This window comes from Pseudomonas sp. D2002, from assembly GCF_013385735.1.
Taxonomy (GTDB): Bacteria; Pseudomonadota; Gammaproteobacteria; order Pseudomonadales; family Pseudomonadaceae; genus Aquipseudomonas.
This window is the reverse complement of record NZ_JACAPL010000003.1, coordinates 343,282-364,452: the sequence shown is the minus strand read 5'-3', so window position 1 is coordinate 364,452 and position 21,171 is coordinate 343,282. Positions and strand designations below refer to the sequence as shown.

The following is a 21,171-nucleotide window of genomic DNA, read 5'->3' as shown; positions in this document are numbered from 1 at the left end:
TTGAATGAAGTGTATGAGCGCCTGGGAATGGCGCCGGAGAGACGTATTGCGGGGTTTTTCGAGGTGTTACGCGGTGTGTAAAACCTGCTCGAGAACGGCCAGAAATGCTTCAGCCAATACACTTTTCCGGGTTGCCGGTGTCAGTGCCAGCAATTGCGCACAGGCATCTGCTTCGATCATCGGTTTATAGGTCACGCCCTTGTTCATCAAACTTTGCGTACATTCAGGCACCAGTGCCACGCCTTGCCCGGCGGCAACCAGTGCAATGATCGAGGTGATCTGCCGCCCGGTCGGCCCGGCTCGCAGGGGCACGCCGTGGTGTCGGTACAGCTGCTCGATGGACTGGTTCAGCCCCGACCCATAATCTGGCGGGAACAGGATCAACGGATAGGCATTGAGCTGGACCAGGCTGACGTCGGCCAGTGCGGCCAACGGGCTGTCACTGGACACCGCCGCCACTAACCGCTCTTCACCCAGCGACAATGCGTGGACGTCTGCGGTTTGTGGCAACAGCCGGCTCAGCCCGATATCCAGCCGTCCATCCGCCACCTGCGCGCCCAGGCTGCCCGAGGCGCACTCCACCAAGGTCAGCTGCACATCGGGAAACCGCTGGGCGAATGCCTGGATCGCCTGGCTGAACAGGTCCGATAAAGCGATTGAGCTGACATAACCGAGTGCCAATTGGCCTGCGGTGCCCGCCGCCAATTTGCCAGCGATCACCTGCGCCAGTTCAACCTGCTCCAACACGCCGCGCGCGTAGGGCAAGAACGCACGGCCCTGGGCGGTGAGGGACACCGTCCGGCTGGTGCGATCAAACAGCTTGAAGCCCAGCTCCGTCTCCAACGCAGAAATCTGCCGGGTCAGCGGCGGCTGGGCCAAGTGCAGGCGAAGTGCAGCACGGCCGAAGTGCAATTCTTCGGCGACCGTCAGAAAGTAACGCAGCTTGCGTAGGTCGAGCATCCTGATCCTTGGGTATTGATCGGTTCGAAATCGGTATTGGTTTCAGACCCGTCGGCCATTCTATAAAGACCGTACAAAATAAAACGAGAGGTTTCATGAGAGCGCGCCTGCATTGTGCCCGCCTGGCCCTGTTTCTGTGTGGCTGCGCGGCGTTTCTGAATCTCTATGCGACCCAGAGCATCCTGCAAACCTTCGCCACGCAGTTTCATATCAGCGCCAAGGAAGCGGGGTGGAGCATCACGGTCACCACCTTGGCCGTGGCGATCACTGCGCCCTTTGTCAGCCGACTGACGGGGCGCTTTGAACAGCGCTCAGTGATCGCCGTGGCCGCGCTGTTGTTGGCGCTGCCGGCGCTGATGACCGCCTACGCCGACAGCTTTGCCCAAGTACTGGTGTGGCGGTTTGTGCAAGGCATGTTGATACCCGTGGTGTTTGCCACCAGCGTGGCCTACATCGGCGACCGTTGGCGTGGCGCGACGGTGACCGAGGTCACCAGCCTTTATGTGGCGGGGACTGTGCTGGGTGGGTTCGCCGGGCGTTTCGTCACCGGCGTGATGACTGAATATGTCGGCTGGCGGGAAGCCTTTGAGTTGCTGGCGGCACTCAGCCTGATGGTCGGTGGGTTTATTCAGTTTCTGCTGCCCGCTAATCAGCCGCGAAGCGAGCGGCGCAAAGTCTCTTCCTCAGGCGTGTTTCGCCAACCTTTGCTGGCAGCGTACGCCGTAGGATTTTGCGTGTTGTTCTCCCAGGTCGCGGCGTTTACCTATGCCGGTTTGTACCTTGGCCTACCACCGTTCAACTTGGGGCCTGCGGCGCTGGGCACGCTTTACATGGTGTTCCTGCTGGCCTTGATCGTAATTCCTGTCGCAGGTCGCCTCAGCAAAGCTCGGCCCCACGCCGAACTGCTGGCGGTTGCCGCCGTGCTCGGCGTCAGTGGTTCGGCGCTGACCCTGGCACCGTCGCTGTGGTGCATCGTGGTGGGTTTGGCGCTCAGTTCCACTGGTGTGTTTCTCGCCCAGGCCGCCGCCAATGCCTTCATCAGCGCCACCGCCGGTGACAATAAATCTGGCGCGGTGGGGGTTTACCTTACGTGTTATTACCTGGGCGGCAGTTGCGGTGCCATCGCCCCTGCGCTGATCTGGGAGCATTGGGGCTGGGCGGGCTGCGTGGCGCTGATTATCGGATTTCAAGTGTTGACCCTGCTGATCGCCCTGACCGGCTGGAAGCCCCTTAAACCTGAGCTGATCCAAACGCCATGAACGACACCGTTGCCTTGCCTGCCAACGAAACGTCCAGCCGCCGCCGTTCGCTGATCGCCGGCTGCAGCGCCCATGCGGTACACGATGGCCTGACTGACGTGATCTACGTGCTGCTGCCGATCTGGCAAGCGCAGTTCGCTCTTTCCTACGCCCAGATCGGCCTTTTGCGCGGTGCTTATTCCGGGATGATGGCCGTGTTCCAACTCATGGCCAGCCGCGCCGCCAAACGCTGGGGCCGCGTACCGTTGCTGGTCGGCGGCACTGCGCTGGCGGGTGTGGCGTACTTACTGGTCGGGCAAGCCACAGGGCTGGTGATGTTGCTGTTGGCGTTGCTGCTCGGTGGGTTGGGCGCCAGCACCCAACACCCGCTGGCTTCCTCGATGATCACCGACGCTTATGAGGACGGCGGCGGGGTCAAGCAGGCCTTGTCCCAGTACAACTTCTCCGGCGACATCGGCAAAACCCTGATTCCGGGTCTGGTCGGCTTGCTACTCACCGTCATCAGCTGGCGCGCCAGTGCGACGTTGCTGGGGCTGCTTGGCTTGGTGGCAGCGGGGTTGTTGTGGTGGTTGGTGCCTGCGCAGGTTGCCGAATCCGGGGTCACAAAAAAAGCCAGGGCGCGCAGTGGGACGGGGTCAGTTACAGGGTTACGCGCCCTGATCCTCACCGGCACCCTCGACAGCGCTGTGCGCATGGGCTTTCTGACCTTTCTGCCATTTTTGCTGCAAGCCAAAGGCGCAGGAACAGCCGGCATCGGCCTGGCGCTGACGATGCTGTTCATTGGCGGCGCGTTCGGCAAATTGCTCTGCGGCTACCTCGGTGCCCGCATCGGCATGATGAAAACCGTCTGGCTGACGGAAACCAGCACGGCGCTGCTGATCGTCGCCGCCGTGTACCTGCCGTTGAGTGGCTTGATGGTGATGTTGCCGCTGCTGGGCTTGGCGCTGAACGGCACGTCTTCGGTGCTGTACGGCGCAGTGCCCGACTTGGCAGGCGCAGGCAAGCGCGAGCAAGCCTTTGCGGTGTTCTACACCGGCACGATTGGCGGCGGCGCGCTGGCACCAGTGGTGTTTGGCGGCGTGGGGGATGCGCTGGGTGTACCGGTGGCGGTGATGGTGCTGGCGGGGATGTTGTTGGTGACGTTGCCGTTGGCGTGGGTGGTGCGGCGGGGGATAGAGGCTGGACTTTGATTGTCTCTTTTCGGATGAAAAACTCAGTTCAGTCCTACGTCATTGCAGAGGCTGCTCGGATGTAGAGTTTGCGCTTCAACAATCCCGGCGCAGGTTTCGTATACCTATCAACGAGTGACGAGCGGCTGTTGCGTGATAGGAGGCGAGCAGAATAAAGTTTCTATGCGCCAATGACGTATAGGCGTGGGTATGATATTTATCGAGTCACTCGCATTTACAGAAGACTTGGCTGCGCTTCTAAGTGAGGAAAGCTACGGTGAGTTCCAAGCATTTCTGGCCGAATATCCAACTGCCGGTGATGTCATACAGGGCACCCATGGTCTGAGGAAGATTCGCTGGGCTGTGCAGGGTACGGGAAAGAGTGGTGGTGTCAGAGTGATCTATTACCACCTCCGTATGGGATATCAAATTAGATTGATCCTGATCTATCGAAAGGGTGTCAAAGATGACCTTTCGACGGCGGAAAAAAGAATCCTGAGTGAAATAAACCGAAGGTGGGAGTGATGGAGAAAAAACTGTTCAATCGTCTGGTCGAGAGCATGACCCAAATGGACGAAATTGTTCGGGGTGAGCGCCCACCATCCCGTGAGTTTTTTGTTGATGCCTTGAAGGTCAAAGAGATTCGACAGGCTACGGGACTGTCACAAGCACGCTTTGCGAAGGCAATTGATGTGCCTGTGGGAACGCTTCAAAACTGGGAGCAAGGGCGGCGTGAGCCAGAGGGGCCGGCAAGGGCGTTATTGCGCGCTCTATACAATGATCCGGGCCACGTATTGGCAGCCTTGGAGCACAGGTAACCAACTGACGATTCGGCAATTCAGTCGGTGCGCTTCAGTGTGTTGCTGCCAACGTAAACGGAACACGCAACGCACCAATCGGCCCTTCCCGAACACCGCACATTTCATCGTGCACACAGTGTTGCACCAGCACGCACGGAAACGGCGGAACCCGTTGCAACAGGTTGCGCAAATGCGTGGTGGAGCCGATGCGCATTGGCTCGCCAACATCGTCCAAAAGCGTCATCTCGGCATGATCCAGCCTGACACGCGCGATGTAGAAGCCACCCTCCAGCGACAGCAACTCCAGCTCGCGTACCTCGCCGTTAACGGCCAATTCGGTCAGCATTTTCAAGTTCATGATTCAGCCTCACTGTGAGCCATTCATTGGCGCCGGAAGAACAACGTGACCTGGCCAAATTCGACGCCGAACTTGGTCATGCTGGAACGGTTGATCAAGGTGTCGTCGTCCATCAAGTACATCCAGTCATCAAAGCTGACCTCGTAGACCGAGCCGTCCACCGGCAGGTTGAGACGATAGCGCCAACGCAGTGCGTTGCCTGCCACTTCGCCGATCGCCTCGCCGACCACATCGCCCGCTCGACCGCGCCAGCGTCCCGGGCCATCCGGTGTCAGCGTCCACACTCGCTGTTGGCGCGTGCCATCGCTGTAGAGGAAGCGTTCGTCGAGAATCAACGCGTTGCCCTCGCGTCGGCTGGCGATATTGACCTCAAAGCGCTTGGCCACTTCCCCCGAGCGCTTCTGGAAAATCCCCCAGGCCTTGACGGGCTTGCTGAAGAAGCGCTCCAGGTCCAGTTGTGGCTTCTGGTCGGCGTAATGATCGACGCCTACGTTGCCGCAGCTGCTCACACTCAACACCAGCAACAATGAAACCAATAGACGTGTCATGGCCAGATTCCGTGAACGTGATGGTGCGCGGCGAAGCGCCAACGCTTGTCACTGATACTTGTACATTAATATTAATTTGTACAGGTTTGCGCGAGACGAACGGTGAATTCTTCAAATCGCGCCCATAAAAAAACCGGCCACCAAGGGCCGGTTTTTTTATGCATCCTGCGTCAGAACTTTCCTGACGCAAGCGCTGAATCTGAGTGGAGCGGGTAGAGGGAATCGAACCCTCGTCGGAAGCTTGGGAAGCTACTGTTCTACCATTAAACTATACCCGCTCAGAGCGGCTGACTTTGTACCAGATGTTCGTCGGGATTTGAAGTTTTTCTTCGAAAAATGTGCGAGTTGCATCCACCAGGCTCCTGTGGGAGCTGGCTTGCCTGCGATAGCATCGCCGGGCCGTGACTGACCCACCACGGCGCCTGCATCGCGGGCAAGCCCGGCTCCCACATGAGCGGTGACTTCAGATTGCAAAGGCATGCTGCGTCTGGCCCTGGTGATAACGCAATCGACTCACCTGCCGCTGCGGTTGCAAAAAGCCCACCACTGCGTCACGGCTGTCGCGGCAGGCCGCCTTGTGCTCCATGTCCAGAAAGTGCCCGGTAGCCTGGATAGTGCTGAAGCTGCTGTTCGCCACGTGCTGGCCAAATAGCTTGGCATCCTCGGCGCTGGTGTATTCGTCCCATTCGCCATTTAAAAACAGCACTGGAATATTGATCTGCCGGGCGGCCTTGAGGTAGCACAAGCGGTCGCTGTTAAGCACATGGCTGATGTGAAAGTGCATCTGCCCATATTCGTGTTCGGCCAGGCTGCTCACGTGTTTGTAATTGAAACGTTTGAACAGCGACGGCAGGTGCTTGCCGATGGTGCTGTTGACCAGGTGGCCGACGCGGTCGCGGTCGAGGTTGCCGAGGTAATCGACGCCACGTTCAAGGTAGTCGCGCATCGGCGCGTTGATCACCGGCGAGAACGAGCTGATCACTGCCTTTTCCACGCGGCGGGGCCGATGGGCCAGGGCAACCAGCGTGGCCGCACCGCCCCAGGAAAACGACAGCACGTGTTCGGCGGCGAAGTGGTCGATAAGCTCCAGCAGAATCTGGCCTTCGATTTCTTTCGTCAGCATCTGCTCATGGCGGTTATGGATTTTGGAGCGGCCAGCGTAGGGCTGGTCGTACAAAACCACATTGAATTGCGGGTACAGGCTTTTCACGGTTTGGGCGAAAGAGGCCGTGGTGGCCATGGAGCCGTTGACCAGGATGATGGTCTTTTCAGCAGCATCCGCGCGATAGAACTCCGTGTAAACCCGATACTGACCCTGTATATCCAACACAGCGATTTCTGGCCTCATGTCGTAAGACTCCTGGCAAGCGGGTAGGGCGCGCAGATCACTCTGCACGAGCTTTATGACAGGTAGGCATACGCCTGGAAGATGAGCGCCCATGCCGGTCCGATGACGGTTGGCCGACGGCTGTTGTTATGGCGGGCTGTTTGCCTGAGAGGCCCGTGGATCAAGCGCGGGCGCGGCAAGGTGTTTCTTGGAGGTTATAGGCGACTCGCCAGTCATAATTTGGCTGACGTCTTGATTCAAGCAGTAGAGGTGCTACCTCGCAAGGCGCCGAACTGGTTTTTTGCCATCACCGGCCGAACGGTCGTCAGACTTGCGCGATTTCGTCGTCGGTCAACGCCCGATATTCGCCCGGCGCCAGCAAATCATCCAGCACCAAAGCCCCCATGCGCTCGCGGTGCAAGCCGATCACCTTGTTATCGAAATGCCCGAACATGCGCTTCACCTGGTGGTAACGGCCTTCGACGATGCTCAGCCGCGCCGTCTTCGGGCCCAACAGTTCCAGCTCGGCGGGTTGGGTGGTGAGGTCTTCGAACGCGAAATACACACCGGCTGCAAACCTCACCGCGTACGCCGGGGTGATGGCCTGCTCGGTTTCCACGCGGTAAACCTTGGGCAGCTTGGTTTGCGGCTGGGTCAGGCGTCGCGACCATTGGCCGTCGTTGGTGATCAGCATCAGCCCGGTGGTATTGAAATCCAGACGACCGGCGATATGCAGCTCGCCCTTGTCCGGCTCATCCAGCAAGTCGAGCACCGTCGGGTGTTGCGGGTCGGTGGTGGCGCTCACACAGCCTTGAGGTTTGTGCAGCATGAAATAGCGCGCCGGTTTGCCGACTTGCAGCACCTCATCGTCAACGCACACACGGCTGAACTCGCGCACTTCATGGTGCGGATCGCTGACGGCCACGCCATCGACCGTCACGCGTCGCTCAACCAACAGCAGGCGCACTTGCTGACGGTTGAAACGCGGCAGGTTGCTGAGGAAACGATCAACGCGCATTACTTAGGCGTAGCCCCACGCAATTGCGCCTCCACCTGAGCGCACCGTGGGCACAGGCAAGCGGTGTTGCGCAGTTCATCCGGCAGGGCTGCAAGCACCGCCGGGTCGATGGTGACGCTGTAGCACCAGCAGGCTTGATCGGCGGTGCGCGGGTTGGCCAAGGTGCAGTCGTTGCGGGCACCGCAGGCGGGGCAGAGGGTTGGTGTGGTCATGTCGGTTCGTGCTGTATCGCGCAGTTCCCCGCACGATACAGCGCCGCCGCGCTATTGCAAGCTGCGCAGGTAGCCGCGCCAACCGCCGAAGTGGCTGATGTCCACGGCGCCCGCCAGGCCGTAGGGTTCGCAGATGAAGCCGGTTTCCCAGCGCCCGTCCGCCAGTTGCACCTTGCCAAGCCCCAATGGCGCGGGGATGCCGGTGAGGAATGAGCCGAGTTCGCCGCTCGGCAGCTCCCACACTTCCACCTCGATGGCTACGCCGCCTTCGCTGACGCGCAGCATGCCAGGCCGATAGGGCGGCCCTCCGGCCAGGGCGAACAGTTGATAGTCAGACGAGCTGTGGGTGCGCTCGAGCAAGCGCGCCCCACGGCGCAGCAATTGCCCGTTAAGCGCCAGCCCTTGCAGGTGCGCGCCGCACACCACCAACCGCGTGCGGTCATGGCTGGCGGGGCCTGCCGGCGCGCTGAGCGAGGCACGCTGCTGGCGCTGCAACGCGTCGGCCACGCCCAGCAGGTATTGATCGGTAAACGCCCGGCCAAACAACGTCACGCCCCATGGCAACCCGTTCTCCATGAAACCGCTGGGTACGGCGACGGCGGCGTAGTCCAGGAGGTTCATGAAGTTGGTGTAGTAGCCCAGTTCGGCGTTGCGCAGCACCGGTTCGGCACGCAGTTCTTCGAGGGTCACCGGGCGACCGATGGTCGGTGTCAGCACGCAATCGAGCCCATCCAGCAAGCGGTCACAGTGCGCTTTTAACGTTTGCAGACGGTATTGCGCGCGGAAGGTATCAACGCCGCTCACCGCTGGCGCCTTGGCCAGCACGGCACGAATCACCGGCAGCACCGCCTCGGGCTCACGCGCCATCAGTTCACCGGCGACGCTGTAGCGCTCGGCCACCCACGGTCCCTCATAGAGCAGCCGCGCGGCTTCGAGGAAGGGCGACAGGTCCAGCGTGACGGGTTCGCCGCCCAGCGCAATCAAGCGCTCGATGGCCTGCTGGAACAGCTGCGGGCCTTGGTCGCTGCCAAAGAACTCCAGGTCCTGAGTACGCGGCACGCCAAAGCGAAACGGCCGCGGTGCACCAAACGCCGAGGCGTCATTCCACGCCGGGTTTTGGCGGCTGTAGGCGTCCAGCGGGTCAAGTTTGGCGGTCAACGCCAGCAATTGGCTGGCTTCGCGGGCGGTGCGGGTAAAGGTGGTGACGCAATCCAGGGTGCGGCACGCCGGCACCACACCCGCCGTGGAGATCAGCCCTTTGCTCGCCTTGAGCCCCACCAGGTTATTCAGCGCGGCGGGTACACGCCCGGACCCGGCGGTGTCGGTGCCCAGGGCGAAACTCGCGACGCCCAGGGCGACGGCCAGCGACGAGCCGGCACTGGAACCGCCCGACGGGTACTCGGGCAGCACGCTGTTCGGGCAAGCGCCATACGGCGAGCGGCTGCCATTGAGCCCGGTGGCGAACTGATCGAGGTTGGTCTTGCCCAACGGCACCGCGCCCAAGGCGATCAACTGCTCGACAATCGTCGCGCTGCGCGGCGGCACATAGGCAAACGCCGGGCATGCCGCCGTGGTGGGAATGCCCGCCAGGTCGATGTTGTCCTTGATCGCAAACGGCACGCCGAACAGCGGCAGTTCAGACGGCTCACGGGCGTCCAATGCCGCCAGGTACGGTTCCAGTTCCGCCACGCTGAGCAGGTGGATAAACAGGTGATAATCGGGGTTCAACTGCGCGGCTTTTTCGCGCAACTGCAGCAGTAATTCGCGCGGCGTGGTGTCGCCGCTGAGGTAGGCATTGCGCAGGTTGTCCAGTTGCAGATTCATGGCTTGTCCGCCTGTGTAAAAAGAAAAGTCAGTCACGTTCCAGCACCACCACCCGTTGCCCGGCGCCAATGCCGCTGCCGGGTTGCACCGGGATCTCGCGCACGGTGCCGGCGAAGGGCGCCACCACCGGAATTTCCATCTTCATGGACTCAAGAATCACCAGCACGTCGCCGGCCGCTACCCGCTCACCCGTAGCGACCTGCACCTGCCAGAGGTTGCCGGCGATCGGGCTGTCGACGCTGACCTCGTTGGCCAGCAGCGGCGTGGCTTCGCCCAGCGGCGCGGCCAGTTCTTCGCTGTCGTAATGCGCCTGGCCACTGGCGATCCAGCGCTCGCGCTCGGCATTGAACGCGTGCTGTTGATGCTCACGAAACGCGCCGATGCTCGACGCTTCCCGCGCCAGAAACGCCTGGTAATCGGCCAGGTTCAATTGGCTGTGTTCGATGCTCAACTCGAAGCGGCCCAGCGGGAAATCACGGCGGATCTGCACCAGTTCATCCGCACTCACCGGATAGAAGCGAATCTGGTCAAAGAACCGCAGCAACCACGGCTTGCCGTCAAACGCCGCGACTTCGCGATAGCGGTTCCACATCTGCAATGTGCGCCCCACAAACTGATAACCGCCCGGGCCTTCCATGCCGTAGACACACAGGTAGGCACCGCCGATGCCCACCGAGTTTTCAGCGGTCCAGGTGCGCGCCGGGTTGTATTTGGTGGTGACCAGGCGGTGACGCGGGTCCAGCGGCGTGGCCACCGGCGCGCCGAGGTAGACGTCGCCCAGGCCCATCACCAGGTAGCTGGCCTCGAACACGGTGTGGCGCACTTCGTCGAGATTGGCCAGGTCGTTGATACGCCGGATGAACTCCAGGTTGCTCGGGCACCACGGCGCGTCCTTGCGTACGGTGGTCATGTATTTCTCGATCGCCAACTGACACGCCGGGTCGTCCCACGACAACGGCAAGTGCACGATGCGTGAGGGCACTTGCAGGTTTTGCGTGGCGCACACGGCGGCCCACTCGGTGGTGATCAGCGGCAGCAAATCGGCCAGGGGCAGTTGTTCGGGCTGGTAGTGGATTTGCAGCGAGCGGATGCCGGGGGTCAGGTCGATCACGCCCTGCAAGGCGCGGGTTTGCAGGGCTTGCATCAGCGCGTGGGCACGAAAGCGCAGCACCAGATCGAGTTCGGGCGCGCCGATTTCCAATAGCAAATGGGTGTCGCCGGCGAGGCGCGCGACCAGGCGGGTGTCGTCTTGCCCAATCTCCAACACCACCGGCGACTCAATCAAATGTGGGAGCGGGCTTGCTCGCGAATGCATCACCTCGGTTTGACTGACAGACCGAGTCGCCTGCATCGCGGGCAAGCCCGGCTCCCACATTTGATCCCATTTCAAGGCGAGATCGCGGGCGGTCTTGAGATCGATAGGTTCAAACCTGATCTTGTCACCTGCCTTGAGTTGCCCGAGCTGCCACAAGTCCGCCTCAATCACCGTCACCGGGCACACAAACCCACCCAGGCTCGGCCCGTCCGGCCCCAGAATCACCGGCATGTCCCCGGTAAAATCCACCGCCCCAATCGCATAGGGATTGTCATGAATGTTCGACGGATGTAGCCCCGCTTCGCCGCCGTCCGTGCGTGCCCACGCTGGCTTGGGGCCGATCAGCCGCACGCCGGTGCGGCTGGAGTTGAAATGCACTTCCCACTGGGTGGCGAAGAAGGTGTCGATGTACTCCGGCAGGAAGTATTCCGGCGCGCCGTGGGGGCCGTAAATGACCCGCAGCGTGCGCACGTCCGTCAGCGGTTCGGCGATCAACTGCTGCCCGGCGCTGGCGTCTGCCAATGGCAAAAGATGCAACACATCACCCGCCCGTAAAGCCCGCCCGCCGTGCCCGCCAAACTGGCCGAGGGTGAAGGTGCTTTTGCTGCCCAGATAGTCCGGCACTTGCAGCCCACCACGCAGGCACAGGTAACTGCGCGCACCTGAACCTGCGAGTGTGCCAAGGCTCAATACCGCGCCCGGCTCGATCAGCAGCGCGGTGTTCATCGCCACCGCCTGGTCATTCAATAACAGCGGGATTTCTGCCCCGGTAACGGCGATTACCGCCGCACAATTGAAGCGCAACAGCGGCCCGCTCATGGTGATTTCCAGCGCCGCCGCGCCGTCACTGTTGCCCAGCAGACGATTGCCCAGGCGCAGCGCCCGGCTGTCCATCGGCCCTGAGGGCGGCACGCCGACGGCCCAGTAACCGAGGCGCCCAGGATAATCCTGCACACTGGTTTGCGTGCCGGCACTCAGCACTTCAAAGGTGTTGGCGTGGTAGACCAGGTCTTCCAGGCAACGCGTCCACGGGCGGCCGCCAGCGAAGGGCGGGGCGAGCAGGATCTGGCGCAGGTAGTCGCGATTGGTTTCCACGCCGTAGAGCTGGCTGTCGCTCAATGCCTGATGCAACCCCAGGCGCGCCTGCTCGCGGGTCGGCGCCCAACGGATGAGCTTGGCGATCATCGGGTCGAAGTACGGCGCAATCTCGCAGCCGGCTTCGACCCACGTGTCGATCCGCAGCCCATCGGCCACCGGGAAGTCCACACGTGTCAACAGGCCTGGGCTCGGCTGGAAATCCTTGCCCGGGTCCTCTGCATACAGCCGCGCCTGAATCGCATGGCCGTGAGGGTTCAAATCCAGTGTATTGAGCGGCGGCATTTCGCCCGCCGCCAGCTGCACCATCCAGCGCACCAGGTCGACGCCCCAGACTTGCTCGGTCACGCCATGTTCCACCTGCAGCCGCGTGTTCACTTCGAGGAAGTAGAAGCGGCCGTCGGCGCTGTCAAAGATGAATTCCACGGTGCCGGCGCTGCGGTAATTTACCGCCTTGGCCAGGGTGATGGCGGCCGCGCACAAGGCCTCGGCCATGCCGTCGGGCAGGTTCGGCGCGGGGGTTTCCTCGAGGACTTTCTGGTTACGCCGCTGCACGGAACAGTCGCGCACACCGAGGGCGATGACTTCACCCGCGCCGTCGCCGAACACCTGCACTTCGAGGTGGCGAGCGTGCTCGATGTACTTCTCGATAAACACACCGGCGTCGCTGAAATTGTTCTGCCCCAGGCGTTTGACCGCCTCGAACGACTCGCTCAATTCGGCCGCGCTGCGGCACACGCGCATGCCGATGCCGCCACCGCCGGCAGTACTTTTGAGCATCACTGGGTAGCCCAGCGTGTCGGCGGCCAACAACGCAGCGTCGAGGCTGTCGAGCAGTTCAGTGCCTTCCAGTAATGGAATATGGTGGTGCTTGGCCAAGGCGCGCGCGGTGTGTTTGAGGCCGAACACACGCAGCTGTTCGGGCGTGGGCCCGACGAAGGCGATACCGGCGCTTTCACAGGCTTCGGCAAAGGCGGCGTTTTCCGAGAGAAAGCCGTAGCCGGGGTGGATGGCCGTGGCGCCACAGGCCTTGGCGGTGGCGAGGATTTTTTCCACCGCCAGGTAGGTGCCGGCTGCCGCGCCTTCACCGAGGCTGTAGGCTTCATCAGCTTGCTGGATATGCAGGCTGGCCGCGTCGGCTTCGGCGTACACGGCGATGCCCTTGACGTGCAGCTCACGCAACGTGCGCAGGATGCGGCAGGCGATGGCGCCCCGGTTGGCGATCAACAGTTTTTCGAACATGGCAAAACCCTGCGGGCCGTCCCGCGTGTTGGGGTACGCGCCAGGGTCGTCCATGGCGCAAATCTCTGGAGTTCAAAGAGGTCAACTGTGGGAGCGGGCTTGCTCGCGAATGCGGTGGTTCAGTAAATGTATGTGTGGATGACACACCGCCTTCGCGAGCAAGCCCGCTCCCACATTTGATCTTCAGTGTTTGTGCAGGCACTGCCCGGCGCGGGCTTGGCACAGGGCGAACAACCACTTACGCAACCGTTTCATTTTCAGTTCCATACCAATAACTCCGCAGGGGTCGGGTTGTAGGCGTTGCACGGGTTGTTCAGTTGCGGGCAGTTGGAAATCAGCACGATCACGTCTATCTCGGCGCGCAAATCAACGTATTTGCCAGGCGCGGAAATGCCGTCTTCAAAGGTCAGCCCGCCATCGGCGGTGACCGGCACGTTCATGAAGAAATTGATGTTCGGCCCGATGTCACCTTTGCCCAGGCGCCCATCGTGGGCGCAGGCGCGCAGGTAGTTGTCGCGGCAGCTGTGCATGTAGCGTTTTTCCAGGGCGTAGCGCACGGTGTTGCTCTCTTGGGCGCAGGCGCCGCCGAGGGTGTCGTGGCGCCCGCAGGTGTCTTCCACGATGGTCAGCATCGGTTGGCCGAGGTTGGAATACAGCACGCTGCCGGTGCTCAGGTACACGCGGTTTTGCCGACGCAAGGTGCGCTGCACGTCGTAGCGTTCCTTGGGGTTTTGGCGGCTGTAGAACAAGGTGTCGACGGCCTGGTTGCCCTCCAGGTCGAGGATGCGCAGGGTCTGGCCGGCCTTGACCTCCATCAGCCACGGCTCGCCGGCGGGAATGGTCGCGCGGTACACCGCGGCGTCGGGTTGTTTCAGTGCGATAGACATGGCAGCTCCTCAGGCGAACAGGCGGTCGGTGTTGATAAAGCCGCGCTCGTTTTCCGGGCGCGACGTGCGGCAGTGTTCGGCGACGCTGGGGTCGGCGTTCATCCAGCTCAGTTTCAGCGGTTGCGGGGCGTAGTTAGGGTTGGGGTCCATCGGGTGTTGCAGGGCGGTGAGCACCACCAGCGTGTCCATCGGCGCATAGAGTTCGATGTAATCACCGGCTTTTGAATTGCCTGGTTCAAAGTGCAAACCACCGTCGCCATCGACGCTGACCCGGCTGAACAGGTTGAGGGTCATCAGCAGGTCGGAGAGCCCCAGGCCCCACTTGCCCAATTCCACCAGCAGGTTGTCGGTGCCGTTGCGGAAAAAGCCGTTGCGCAGTTCCTGATAGCGGCCCTGGCCGTACTTCTCGGCCACCTCGGCGGCACACAACACGCCGCCGATGCTGTCGCTCCAGCCGCAGGTGTCGGCGGTGATGGCGGCCAGTACGCGGCCCATGTCCGAGTACAGGCAATGGCCGCGGGTGAGCTTGGCGGTGTGTTGGCATTTGAGGCTGTCGGGCAGGTTCAGGCGCTCGGTTTTTTCGTTGGCATTGAGCAGGGTCAGGCTGACATTGGCGCCGCCGCGAATGTCGGTGAGGCGCAGCAGTTGGCCGCGCTTGAGCACGAAGGAACGGTGGCCGCCGCCGGGCAGCATTTCTTCGGCGAATGGTGGGAACAGTTGAGTCGAATCGTTCATTGGGCAATGGCTCCAAGTTCGGCGGCGAGCGCTTTGCGGCGCGCGCTGTTCAAAGGGATGTCGTAGGTGATACGGGCGCCATAGGCGCCGGGGGCGTGGGGATCGACGCGGACTTTGTCGAAGACCAGCAAGCGTGTGCCGAGGCTGAAACCTTCGCTGAGGTCGTGGGTGACCATGAACACCGTCAGCCGGGTTTCGCGCCATAGCTCCAGCAACAGCTGGTGCATGTCTTTGCGAATGCCCGGGTCGAGGGCGCCGAAGGGTTCGTCCAGCAGCAATACGCGCGGTTGCATGATCAGCGCCTGGGCGATGGCCAGGCGTTGTTGCATGCCGCCCGAAAGTTGCGCCGGGTATTTGTCCAGGGCGTGGCCGAGGCCGACCTTGAGCAGCAACGCCGCCGCCTGTTCCCGGGCCTGCTGTTTGGCCTTGCCGAACAGCCGGCCGAGTAAGGGCGCGCGCGGCAACTCCAGGCCCAGGGCGACGTTGTCGAGTACGGTCAAATGCGGGAACACCGAGTAGCGCTGGAACACCACGCCACGGCTGGCATCCGGCTCGGCGGCGAGCGCTTGGCCGTCCAGCAGGATTTGGCCTTTGCTCGCGGTTTCCTGGCCCAGCAGCAGGCGCAGGAAGGTGGATTTACCGCAACCGGAGGTGCCGACCAGGGTGCAAAACTCGCCCTCGTCGACGTGCAGGTTAAGGCCTTCCAACACCACTTGGTCGCCGTAGCGCTGCCACACATTGTTGACGCTGATAAAGCTCATGCGCGCGCTCCTTCGTACCAGGGGAACGCACGGCGGGTGAGGGCTTTCAGGCCCCAATCCATCAGCCAGGCGAGCAGGGTGATCCACACCACGTAGGGCACGATCACATCCATCGCCAGGTAGCGGCGCACCAGGAAAATCCGGTAGCCCAAGCCGTCGGTGGAGGCGATGGCTTCGGCGGCGATCAGGAACAACCACGCCGAGCCGAGCATCAGCCGCAGCGAGATCAGCAGGCGCGGCAGCAATTGCGGCAGCACCACACGCAGCATCAGCGTCCAGGTGGAGGCGCCGAGGGTCTGTGCCTTGACCAGCAGCTCGACGGGAATTTCCCGCGCGCGCTGCTCCAGATCGCGCGCCAGGGCCGGGGTGATGCCGATGACAATCAGCATCACCTTGGACAATTCCCCCAGCCCGAACACGATGAACAGAATCGGCAGGACCGCCAGCGGCGGCACCATCGACAGCACGGTCAGCAGCGGCGAAAGCGGCGCGCCAAACAGCGGCAGCGTGCCGGCGGCAATCCCTAGGCACAGGCCGGCGAGGGCGCTGATGCCTAAGCCGATGGCCAGGCGGCGCAGGCTTGACGCGCTGTCTTGCCAGAGCACGTATTCGCCGGTGCGAGTGTCGGCGCTGAACGCCAGGCGCTTTATGGCGTCGCCCATTTGCATGGCGCTGGGCAGCAGCTTGTCGTTGGGGTTTTCCGCCAGGCGCTCCGCCGAGCCTACAAAGTAGGCGAACAGCAGCAACGCGAACGGCAGGATCACCAATAACAGGCGGCTGGAGCGTTCCGGGTGACGGTTGATCAGGCGCATGGCCGGGTCCTCTTACAGCGTGCCGTCGGCGGCCATCTGCACGTAGCGGGGGTCGAAGTGCAGCTTCAGGTTGGCGGTGTCGCCGCTGGTCACGCCATTGGCGAAGCTCATGCCGACGGCGCTGGTGTCCTTGGCACCTTCGCCGAGCAGGCCGTGTTCAAACGAGAACTCGGCGACTTTGCGCATGGTCGCCGGCAACTGCGCGCTGGTGGCGAAGGCCAGGGCTTCCTTGGGCGTGGCGAACAGCTTGGTGGTGTCCAGTTGCGCCTGGAAACCCTTGAGGTCGGTGCCGGAGGCCTTGGCCATGTGTTCCAGGGCGTCGGTGCTGGCGGCGTTTTTCGCGTTCATCAGTGCCACCACTTCAAACCAGGCGCCGGTGAGGGCTTTGCCCAGGGCCGGGTTGTCTTTGAGGGTTTGGGTGTTGACCACCATCATGTCCATGATTTCGCCGGGCACTTTGCTCGAGTCGAAGACTTGCGTGACGCCGGGCTTGGCCTTGATCTCGGAAAGCATCGGGTTCCAGGTGGTGACGGCCTGCACTTGATTGGTGTTGAAGGCGGCGGCGATATCGGCGTCGGAGGTGTTGACCACTTTCAGGTCTTTTTCAGTCAGGTCGGCGGACTCCAGCGCGCGGGCCAGCAGGTAGTGGGAAACCGAGAGCTCCACCAGGTTGACGTTCATGCCCTTGAGGTCGGCCACGGTCTTGCCGGTGCCCTTGATCACCACGCCATCGTTGCCATTGGAGAAGTCGCTGACCACCAGCGCGGTGCTGTCTACGCCACCGGCGGCGGGTATGGTCAGGGCATCCATGTTGGTCATGGTGCAGCCATCGAACTGGCCGGCGGTGTATTGGTTGATCGATTCGACATAGTCATTGAGCTGCACCATGTCGATCTTGATGCCGTATTTCTTCGCCCATTTGTCGAGGATGCCTTGGCTGCCGGCATACTCCCACGGCATCCAGCCGGCGTAGATGGTCCAGCACACACTGAAGTGGTCTTTGGCGGCGGCGGCTTGGGTCTGGACGCTCAACACGGCGGCGAAGGCGGCGGCGAGCAAGGCGGGTAAACGCGGTAGTTGCATGGGGTTTCTCCAGTTGATCGTGGGCGGGCAGGGAGCAACGCGGCACCGTGAACGGTGGCTTGTCTCCCGGGCTTTTATCCCGCCGTGTAACCTCAACTGGAGGTCGCCAACTCTCGGACCAGCCACTCGCGTCAAGCGAGCCGGAACCCTAGTCAGCCATTGCAAATTGTGGTGCCGCGAACCTGTGATGAATCCTGCACGGGTTAGGCAAAGCGAGAGTCGTGCCAAGTGCGCACAGGCCCGGTTTTCAGCCGGGCAGGCGGGTGGTGAGGGCGGATATCGAGGGGCGAGTGCGCCAAGCGGGTGCGCTGGCGCACTGCGATGAGGCGGTTACAGCTTGAACTTGCTGACCAGCACGTTGAACGAGGTCGCCAGGCGTGACAGGTCCTGGCTTGAGGCATTGGTCTGGTGCGCGCCGGCGGCGGTCTGGGTCGACAGGTCCTGGATGTTGAGCAGGTTTCTGTCCACTTCGCGGGCAACCTGAGCTTGTTCTTCGGACGCGGAGGCGATCACCAGGTTGCGCTCGTTGATCTTCGTCACGCTGGCGGTGATGCGCTGCAGCGCTTGCCCGGCGTTTTGCGCCAAGGCCTGTGTGTCGTTAGCCCAACTCAAGCTTTTGTTCATGGCGGCAACGGCGTCATCGGCGCCGACTTGAACATCACCAATCATTTTTTCAATGTCGACCGTGGAGGTTTGGGTGCGATGGGCCAAGGCCCGCACCTCGTCGGCGACCACAGCGAAACCTCGACCTTGCTCGCCCGCACGGGCAGCTTCGATAGCCGCATTGAGTGCCAACAGGTTGGTCTGGTCGGCGATGCTGCGGATGACATCAATCACCTTGCCGATTTCGCGCACCTGGTTGGCGAGGTCCGCGACCGATTGCGTCGAATCGTTGATCTCCACCACCATCGATTCCATGCCCGACACGGCCTGCTCCACTTGCTGGCGGCCTTCCTCGGCTTCGGCGGTGGCCTGATGGGACGCTTGCGATGTCGACACTGCATTGCTCGCCACTTCGTCCACTGCCGTCGTCATCTGGTTTACGGCGGTGGCGGCTTGCTGGATTTCGTCATTCTGGCGGGTCAGGCCACGGGTGCTTTCATCGGTCACCGCACTCAGCTCTTCGGCGGCTGACGCGAGCTGGTCAGCGGCGTTGGCGATCTCCACCAGGGTGCTTTTGAGGCCGCCCTGCATCTCGGACAGCGCCATCAGCAGTTGCCCGGCTTCGTCGGTGCGTTCCGTGACGATGGCGTGGGTCAGATCACCATTGGCGATGCGTTGGGCGCTTTGAACCGCTTGTGCGATAGGGCGGGTGATCAGGCGCGTGATCAGCAGACCGATGGTAATCGCAATGATGAAGGCCAGGACGATGCCGCAGATCATCCAGGTCAATGCGCTGTCGCGCAGGTCTTCGGCGGCGATCGCGCCTTCTTTGATCTGGCGGTTATTGGAGTCGATCATCACGCGGATCAGCTCGCGGGCCTGGCGGAACAGTTCATTGTTGCTGGTGTTGAGTTGCGTGCGGGCCTGTTCTGCCTGGCCGCTGTCGAGCATCGCGATGATGCGTTCGGAGTTGCTGACGTAATTTGGCCAGAGCTGGTCGAGCTTGTCGCCCGCCACTCGTTCGTCATCCTCCAGAGGCGTGGCGCGGTAGGTGGCATACGCCACCTGGCTGCGCTTGAGTTCGTTGCTGATGTCCTGACGCACGCGGTCACGGTCTTGCTGGGTAACGTCGCCCTTGCTGGCATCCAGGAGTCGGTACAGGCCACGGTTGTGGGCGACCAAGCCATTGAGCGTGGCTGATGTGTTGCTGACGGACACCAGGTTATTGGAGAAGGTCAGCTCCAAGGCGTTAGCCAGTCTAACGACACCTTTGATACCCAATAAGCCAACGCCGAGGGTGACAAACGCACACAGGGCGAACGAGAGCAGCAGTTTGGTTGAGATTTTCATGACTGGGATCCGACGAAAGTAAGTGGGGGCTCGCGCTAGAGCCTCCTTGCTCACGACCGATATCACAATGACATCATCGCAATTGCGGAAGTTTCAGGGCAACTGAAATTACTTAATCGATTAAGCAAACGCATCGGCGGCGTTCAATGCCTGCGTGGTTGACACGGGGGCACCTGCCGTCGGTACAGGTGTATCAAGCTGTTACGAAAACGCACCAGATTCAGTTTTTGATGTCAGATATTTCGTCATTCAATGAAAGACGAATGCCGCCCTTCAGCGTCGCTGAAGGTGCTCTCCAGCGGTCCAGGAGGCCGCCATGTATCGACGATTGCTTCTTAGCGCTTTGCTCGGCCTGACGCTCTCAGCCTGTGTGCCCTACTACGACGGAGGGGGCGCCACTTACTATCGCTCCGAGGTCTACACCGCTCCCGCGCCGGCCTATTACTACGGCGGCCCGGCTTATTATCAGTACGGGCGCAGCTACTATGCGCCGCCACCGCGTTACTACCCGGCGCCGCGTTATTACCGGCCAGCGCCCGGTTATTACCCACGGCCCGGATACCGGCCCTATCCAAACCAGGGCTGGGGCGGTAACCGTTGGGGCAATGGTGGCGGTGGGCATAATCAGGGCGGCAACCGTGGCGGTGGCCATGGTGGTGGGCACCGTTAGACGTCGGACAAATCCGCCAGCGGATGGCGGCCTTCCCAGGCTTTGTGGAAGTGCGCCTCTACCACGGCTTGCGGGATCGCATTGATGTCCGGCCAGTGCCAATGCGGCGTCTGGTCCTTGTCGATCAACCGCGCGCGCACGCCTTCGGCAAATTCCGGGTGACGGCAGCAGTTCAGGCTCAAGGTGTATTCCATCTGGAACACCTGGGCCAAGGACAGGCGCCGCGCTCGCTGGATCTGCTCCCACACCAGGTGCGCGGTGAGCGGGCAACCTTCGCTGAGGGTTTTGCCGGCACGACTGAACAGCGGGTCGGCGTGGTCGCGCAAGGGGCTCAAGGCCCGCCAGGCGCAACGTACATCGCCCACATCCAACCATTCATCGATCTGCGCACGGCGCGGTAGCCATTGCGCCTCGGGTTGCTGGCCGACGGCTTCCTGGGCCAGCGCCTTGAGCAGGCTGTTGAGCTGCATCGCGGTTTGTTCCTGCCAGTTCAGTTGCAGCAGGCCTTCAATCAGTTCCTCCTGTTGGTCATCGCGCAGGAAGCGGTCGGCCAAACCCAGGTCCAGAGCATCGCGACCGTTGATATGCGCGCCGGTGAGGCCCAGGAACAACCCCAGCTTGCCCGGCAGGCGCGACAGGAACCAACTGGCGCCCACATCCGGGTACAGGCCGATGCTGATCTCGGGCATCGCCAAGCGGCTGCTCGGTGTGACGATGCGCACCGCCGCGCTTTGCAGCAGGCCCATGCCACCGCCCAGCACGTAGCCGTGGCCCCAGCAGATCAGCGGTTTGGGATAGGTGTGCAGGCGATAGTCGAGGCGGTATTCAGCGGCAAAGAACTGTGCGGCCAGGGCGGGCACCTCGCCGGGGAGTTCACGGCAGGCCTGGGCCAGGCTGCGCACTTCGCCGCCGGCGCAAAAGGCTTTTGCGCCGTTGCCGCGCAGCAGCACGCAGGCGATGTTCGGGTCTTTGGCCCAGCTATCCAGGCGTTCGCTCAGGGCCAGGATCATCGGCAATGAGAGTGCGTTGAGGGACTTTTCAGCGTCCAGGCTGGCGATGCCAAGGCGGGCACCGTCGCTGCCGGTCAGCTCTTCGAAGTGCAGGTTCATCGTGACCTCAATCGAGAAAGTGAACGATCAGTAT

Annotated in this window: 20 protein-coding genes, 1 tRNA gene and 1 riboswitch; of the genes, 5 read left to right on the top strand and 16 right to left on the bottom strand. The window is 62.0% G+C overall.

What is annotated here, in order from left to right:
* Positions 1-66: 66 nt before the first annotated feature.
* Entirely contained in the window at positions 67-960 is an 894-nt protein-coding gene (locus tag HX783_RS05000; RefSeq protein WP_177016163.1) for a LysR family transcriptional regulator, read from the bottom strand.
* 95 nt (positions 961-1,055) lie between these two features.
* Here HX783_RS05000 and HX783_RS04995 point away from each other — a divergent pair, with 95 nt between their 5' ends.
* From HX783_RS04995 to HX783_RS04980, 4 genes are all read left to right on the top strand, one after another.
* Positions 1,056-2,219 carry an MFS transporter gene (locus HX783_RS04995; RefSeq protein WP_177016162.1) on the top strand — a complete coding sequence of 388 codons (1,164 nt, stop codon included), beginning with the start codon at positions 1,056-1,058 and terminating at the stop codon, positions 2,217-2,219.
* Complete coding sequence (locus tag HX783_RS04990) at positions 2,216-3,409, top strand: MFS transporter (RefSeq protein WP_177016161.1); 1,194 nt, start codon at positions 2,216-2,218, stop codon at positions 3,407-3,409. Before HX783_RS04995 ends, HX783_RS04990 begins: the two co-directional genes overlap by 4 nt.
* A gap of 189 nt (positions 3,410-3,598) precedes the next feature.
* Complete coding sequence (locus tag HX783_RS04985; protein WP_177016160.1) at positions 3,599-3,913, top strand: hypothetical protein; 315 nt, start codon at positions 3,599-3,601, stop codon at positions 3,911-3,913.
* Complete coding sequence (locus tag HX783_RS04980) at positions 3,913-4,206, top strand: DNA-binding transcriptional regulator (RefSeq protein WP_159954796.1); 294 nt, start codon at positions 3,913-3,915, stop codon at positions 4,204-4,206. The genes HX783_RS04985 and HX783_RS04980 overlap by 1 nt, the downstream gene beginning before the upstream one ends.
* 34 nt (positions 4,207-4,240) lie before the next feature.
* Here the strand turns inward: HX783_RS04980 and HX783_RS04975 are convergent, their stop codons facing one another.
* From HX783_RS04975 to HX783_RS04910, 14 genes are all read right to left on the bottom strand, one after another.
* Positions 4,241-4,546, bottom strand: a complete 306-nt coding sequence (locus HX783_RS04975; protein ID WP_159954797.1) for a DUF6482 family protein — start codon at positions 4,544-4,546, stop codon at positions 4,241-4,243.
* A gap of 23 nt (positions 4,547-4,569) precedes the next feature.
* Positions 4,570-5,094: a DUF3833 domain-containing protein gene (locus HX783_RS04970; protein WP_177016159.1), complete on the bottom strand. Its 525-nt coding sequence runs from the start codon at positions 5,092-5,094 to the stop codon at positions 4,570-4,572.
* 204 nt (positions 5,095-5,298) lie between these two features.
* Positions 5,299-5,372: transfer RNA gene (locus tag HX783_RS04965), tRNA-Gly, on the bottom strand.
* Positions 5,373-5,557: 185 nt separating this feature from the next.
* Complete coding sequence (locus HX783_RS04960; RefSeq protein ID WP_177016158.1) at positions 5,558-6,442, bottom strand: alpha/beta fold hydrolase; 885 nt, start codon at positions 6,440-6,442, stop codon at positions 5,558-5,560.
* A 304-nt stretch (positions 6,443-6,746) separates the two neighbouring features.
* Positions 6,747-7,439, bottom strand: coding sequence for a 16S rRNA pseudouridine(516) synthase (locus HX783_RS04955; RefSeq protein WP_177016157.1), 693 nt, complete (start codon positions 7,437-7,439; stop codon positions 6,747-6,749).
* Entirely contained in the window at positions 7,439-7,651 is a 213-nt protein-coding gene (locus HX783_RS04950) for a cysteine-rich CWC family protein (protein ID WP_177016156.1), read from the bottom strand. The genes HX783_RS04955 and HX783_RS04950 overlap by 1 nt, the downstream gene beginning before the upstream one ends.
* A 51-nt stretch (positions 7,652-7,702) precedes the next feature.
* Positions 7,703-9,475, bottom strand: coding sequence for an allophanate hydrolase (gene atzF / locus HX783_RS04945; protein ID WP_177016155.1), 1,773 nt, complete (start codon positions 9,473-9,475; stop codon positions 7,703-7,705).
* 28 nt (positions 9,476-9,503) lie between these two features.
* Positions 9,504-13,127 carry an urea carboxylase gene (uca, locus tag HX783_RS04940; RefSeq protein WP_177016644.1) on the bottom strand — a complete coding sequence of 1,208 codons (3,624 nt, stop codon included), beginning with the start codon at positions 13,125-13,127 and terminating at the stop codon, positions 9,504-9,506.
* Between the two features lie 257 nt (positions 13,128-13,384).
* Positions 13,385-14,014: an urea amidolyase associated protein UAAP2 gene (locus HX783_RS04935; protein ID WP_177016154.1), complete on the bottom strand. Its 630-nt coding sequence runs from the start codon at positions 14,012-14,014 to the stop codon at positions 13,385-13,387.
* 9 nt (positions 14,015-14,023) lie between these two features.
* Positions 14,024-14,749 (bottom strand): urea amidolyase associated protein UAAP1, encoded by a 726-nt coding sequence (locus HX783_RS04930; protein ID WP_177016153.1) that lies wholly within the window; start codon positions 14,747-14,749, stop codon positions 14,024-14,026.
* On the bottom strand, positions 14,746-15,510 hold the full coding sequence (locus HX783_RS04925) for an ABC transporter ATP-binding protein (protein ID WP_177016152.1): 765 nt from the start codon (positions 15,508-15,510) through the stop codon (positions 14,746-14,748). The genes HX783_RS04930 and HX783_RS04925 overlap by 4 nt, the downstream gene beginning before the upstream one ends.
* Positions 15,507-16,322 carry an ABC transporter permease gene (locus tag HX783_RS04920; protein ID WP_177016151.1) on the bottom strand — a complete coding sequence of 272 codons (816 nt, stop codon included), beginning with the start codon at positions 16,320-16,322 and terminating at the stop codon, positions 15,507-15,509. The genes HX783_RS04925 and HX783_RS04920 overlap by 4 nt, the downstream gene beginning before the upstream one ends.
* Before the next feature lie 12 nt (positions 16,323-16,334).
* Complete coding sequence (locus HX783_RS04915; RefSeq protein ID WP_177016150.1) at positions 16,335-17,405, bottom strand: putative urea ABC transporter substrate-binding protein; 1,071 nt, start codon at positions 17,403-17,405, stop codon at positions 16,335-16,337.
* Positions 17,406-17,466: 61 nt separating this feature from the next.
* Positions 17,467-17,568, bottom strand: a riboswitch (guanidine-I (ykkC/yxkD leader).
* A gap of 167 nt (positions 17,569-17,735) precedes the next feature.
* Positions 17,736-19,358, bottom strand: a complete 1,623-nt coding sequence (locus HX783_RS04910) for a methyl-accepting chemotaxis protein (protein WP_177016149.1) — start codon at positions 19,356-19,358, stop codon at positions 17,736-17,738.
* A 316-nt stretch (positions 19,359-19,674) separates the two neighbouring features.
* Between HX783_RS04910 and HX783_RS04905 the strand changes: the two genes are divergently transcribed.
* Positions 19,675-20,028 carry a hypothetical protein gene (locus tag HX783_RS04905; protein WP_177016148.1) on the top strand — a complete coding sequence of 118 codons (354 nt, stop codon included), beginning with the start codon at positions 19,675-19,677 and terminating at the stop codon, positions 20,026-20,028.
* Here the strand turns inward: HX783_RS04905 and HX783_RS04900 are convergent.
* Positions 20,025-21,137, bottom strand: coding sequence for an enoyl-CoA hydratase/isomerase family protein (locus HX783_RS04900; RefSeq protein ID WP_177016147.1), 1,113 nt, complete (start codon positions 21,135-21,137; stop codon positions 20,025-20,027). The genes HX783_RS04905 and HX783_RS04900 overlap by 4 nt on opposite strands.
* Positions 21,138-21,171 lie beyond the last annotated feature (34 nt).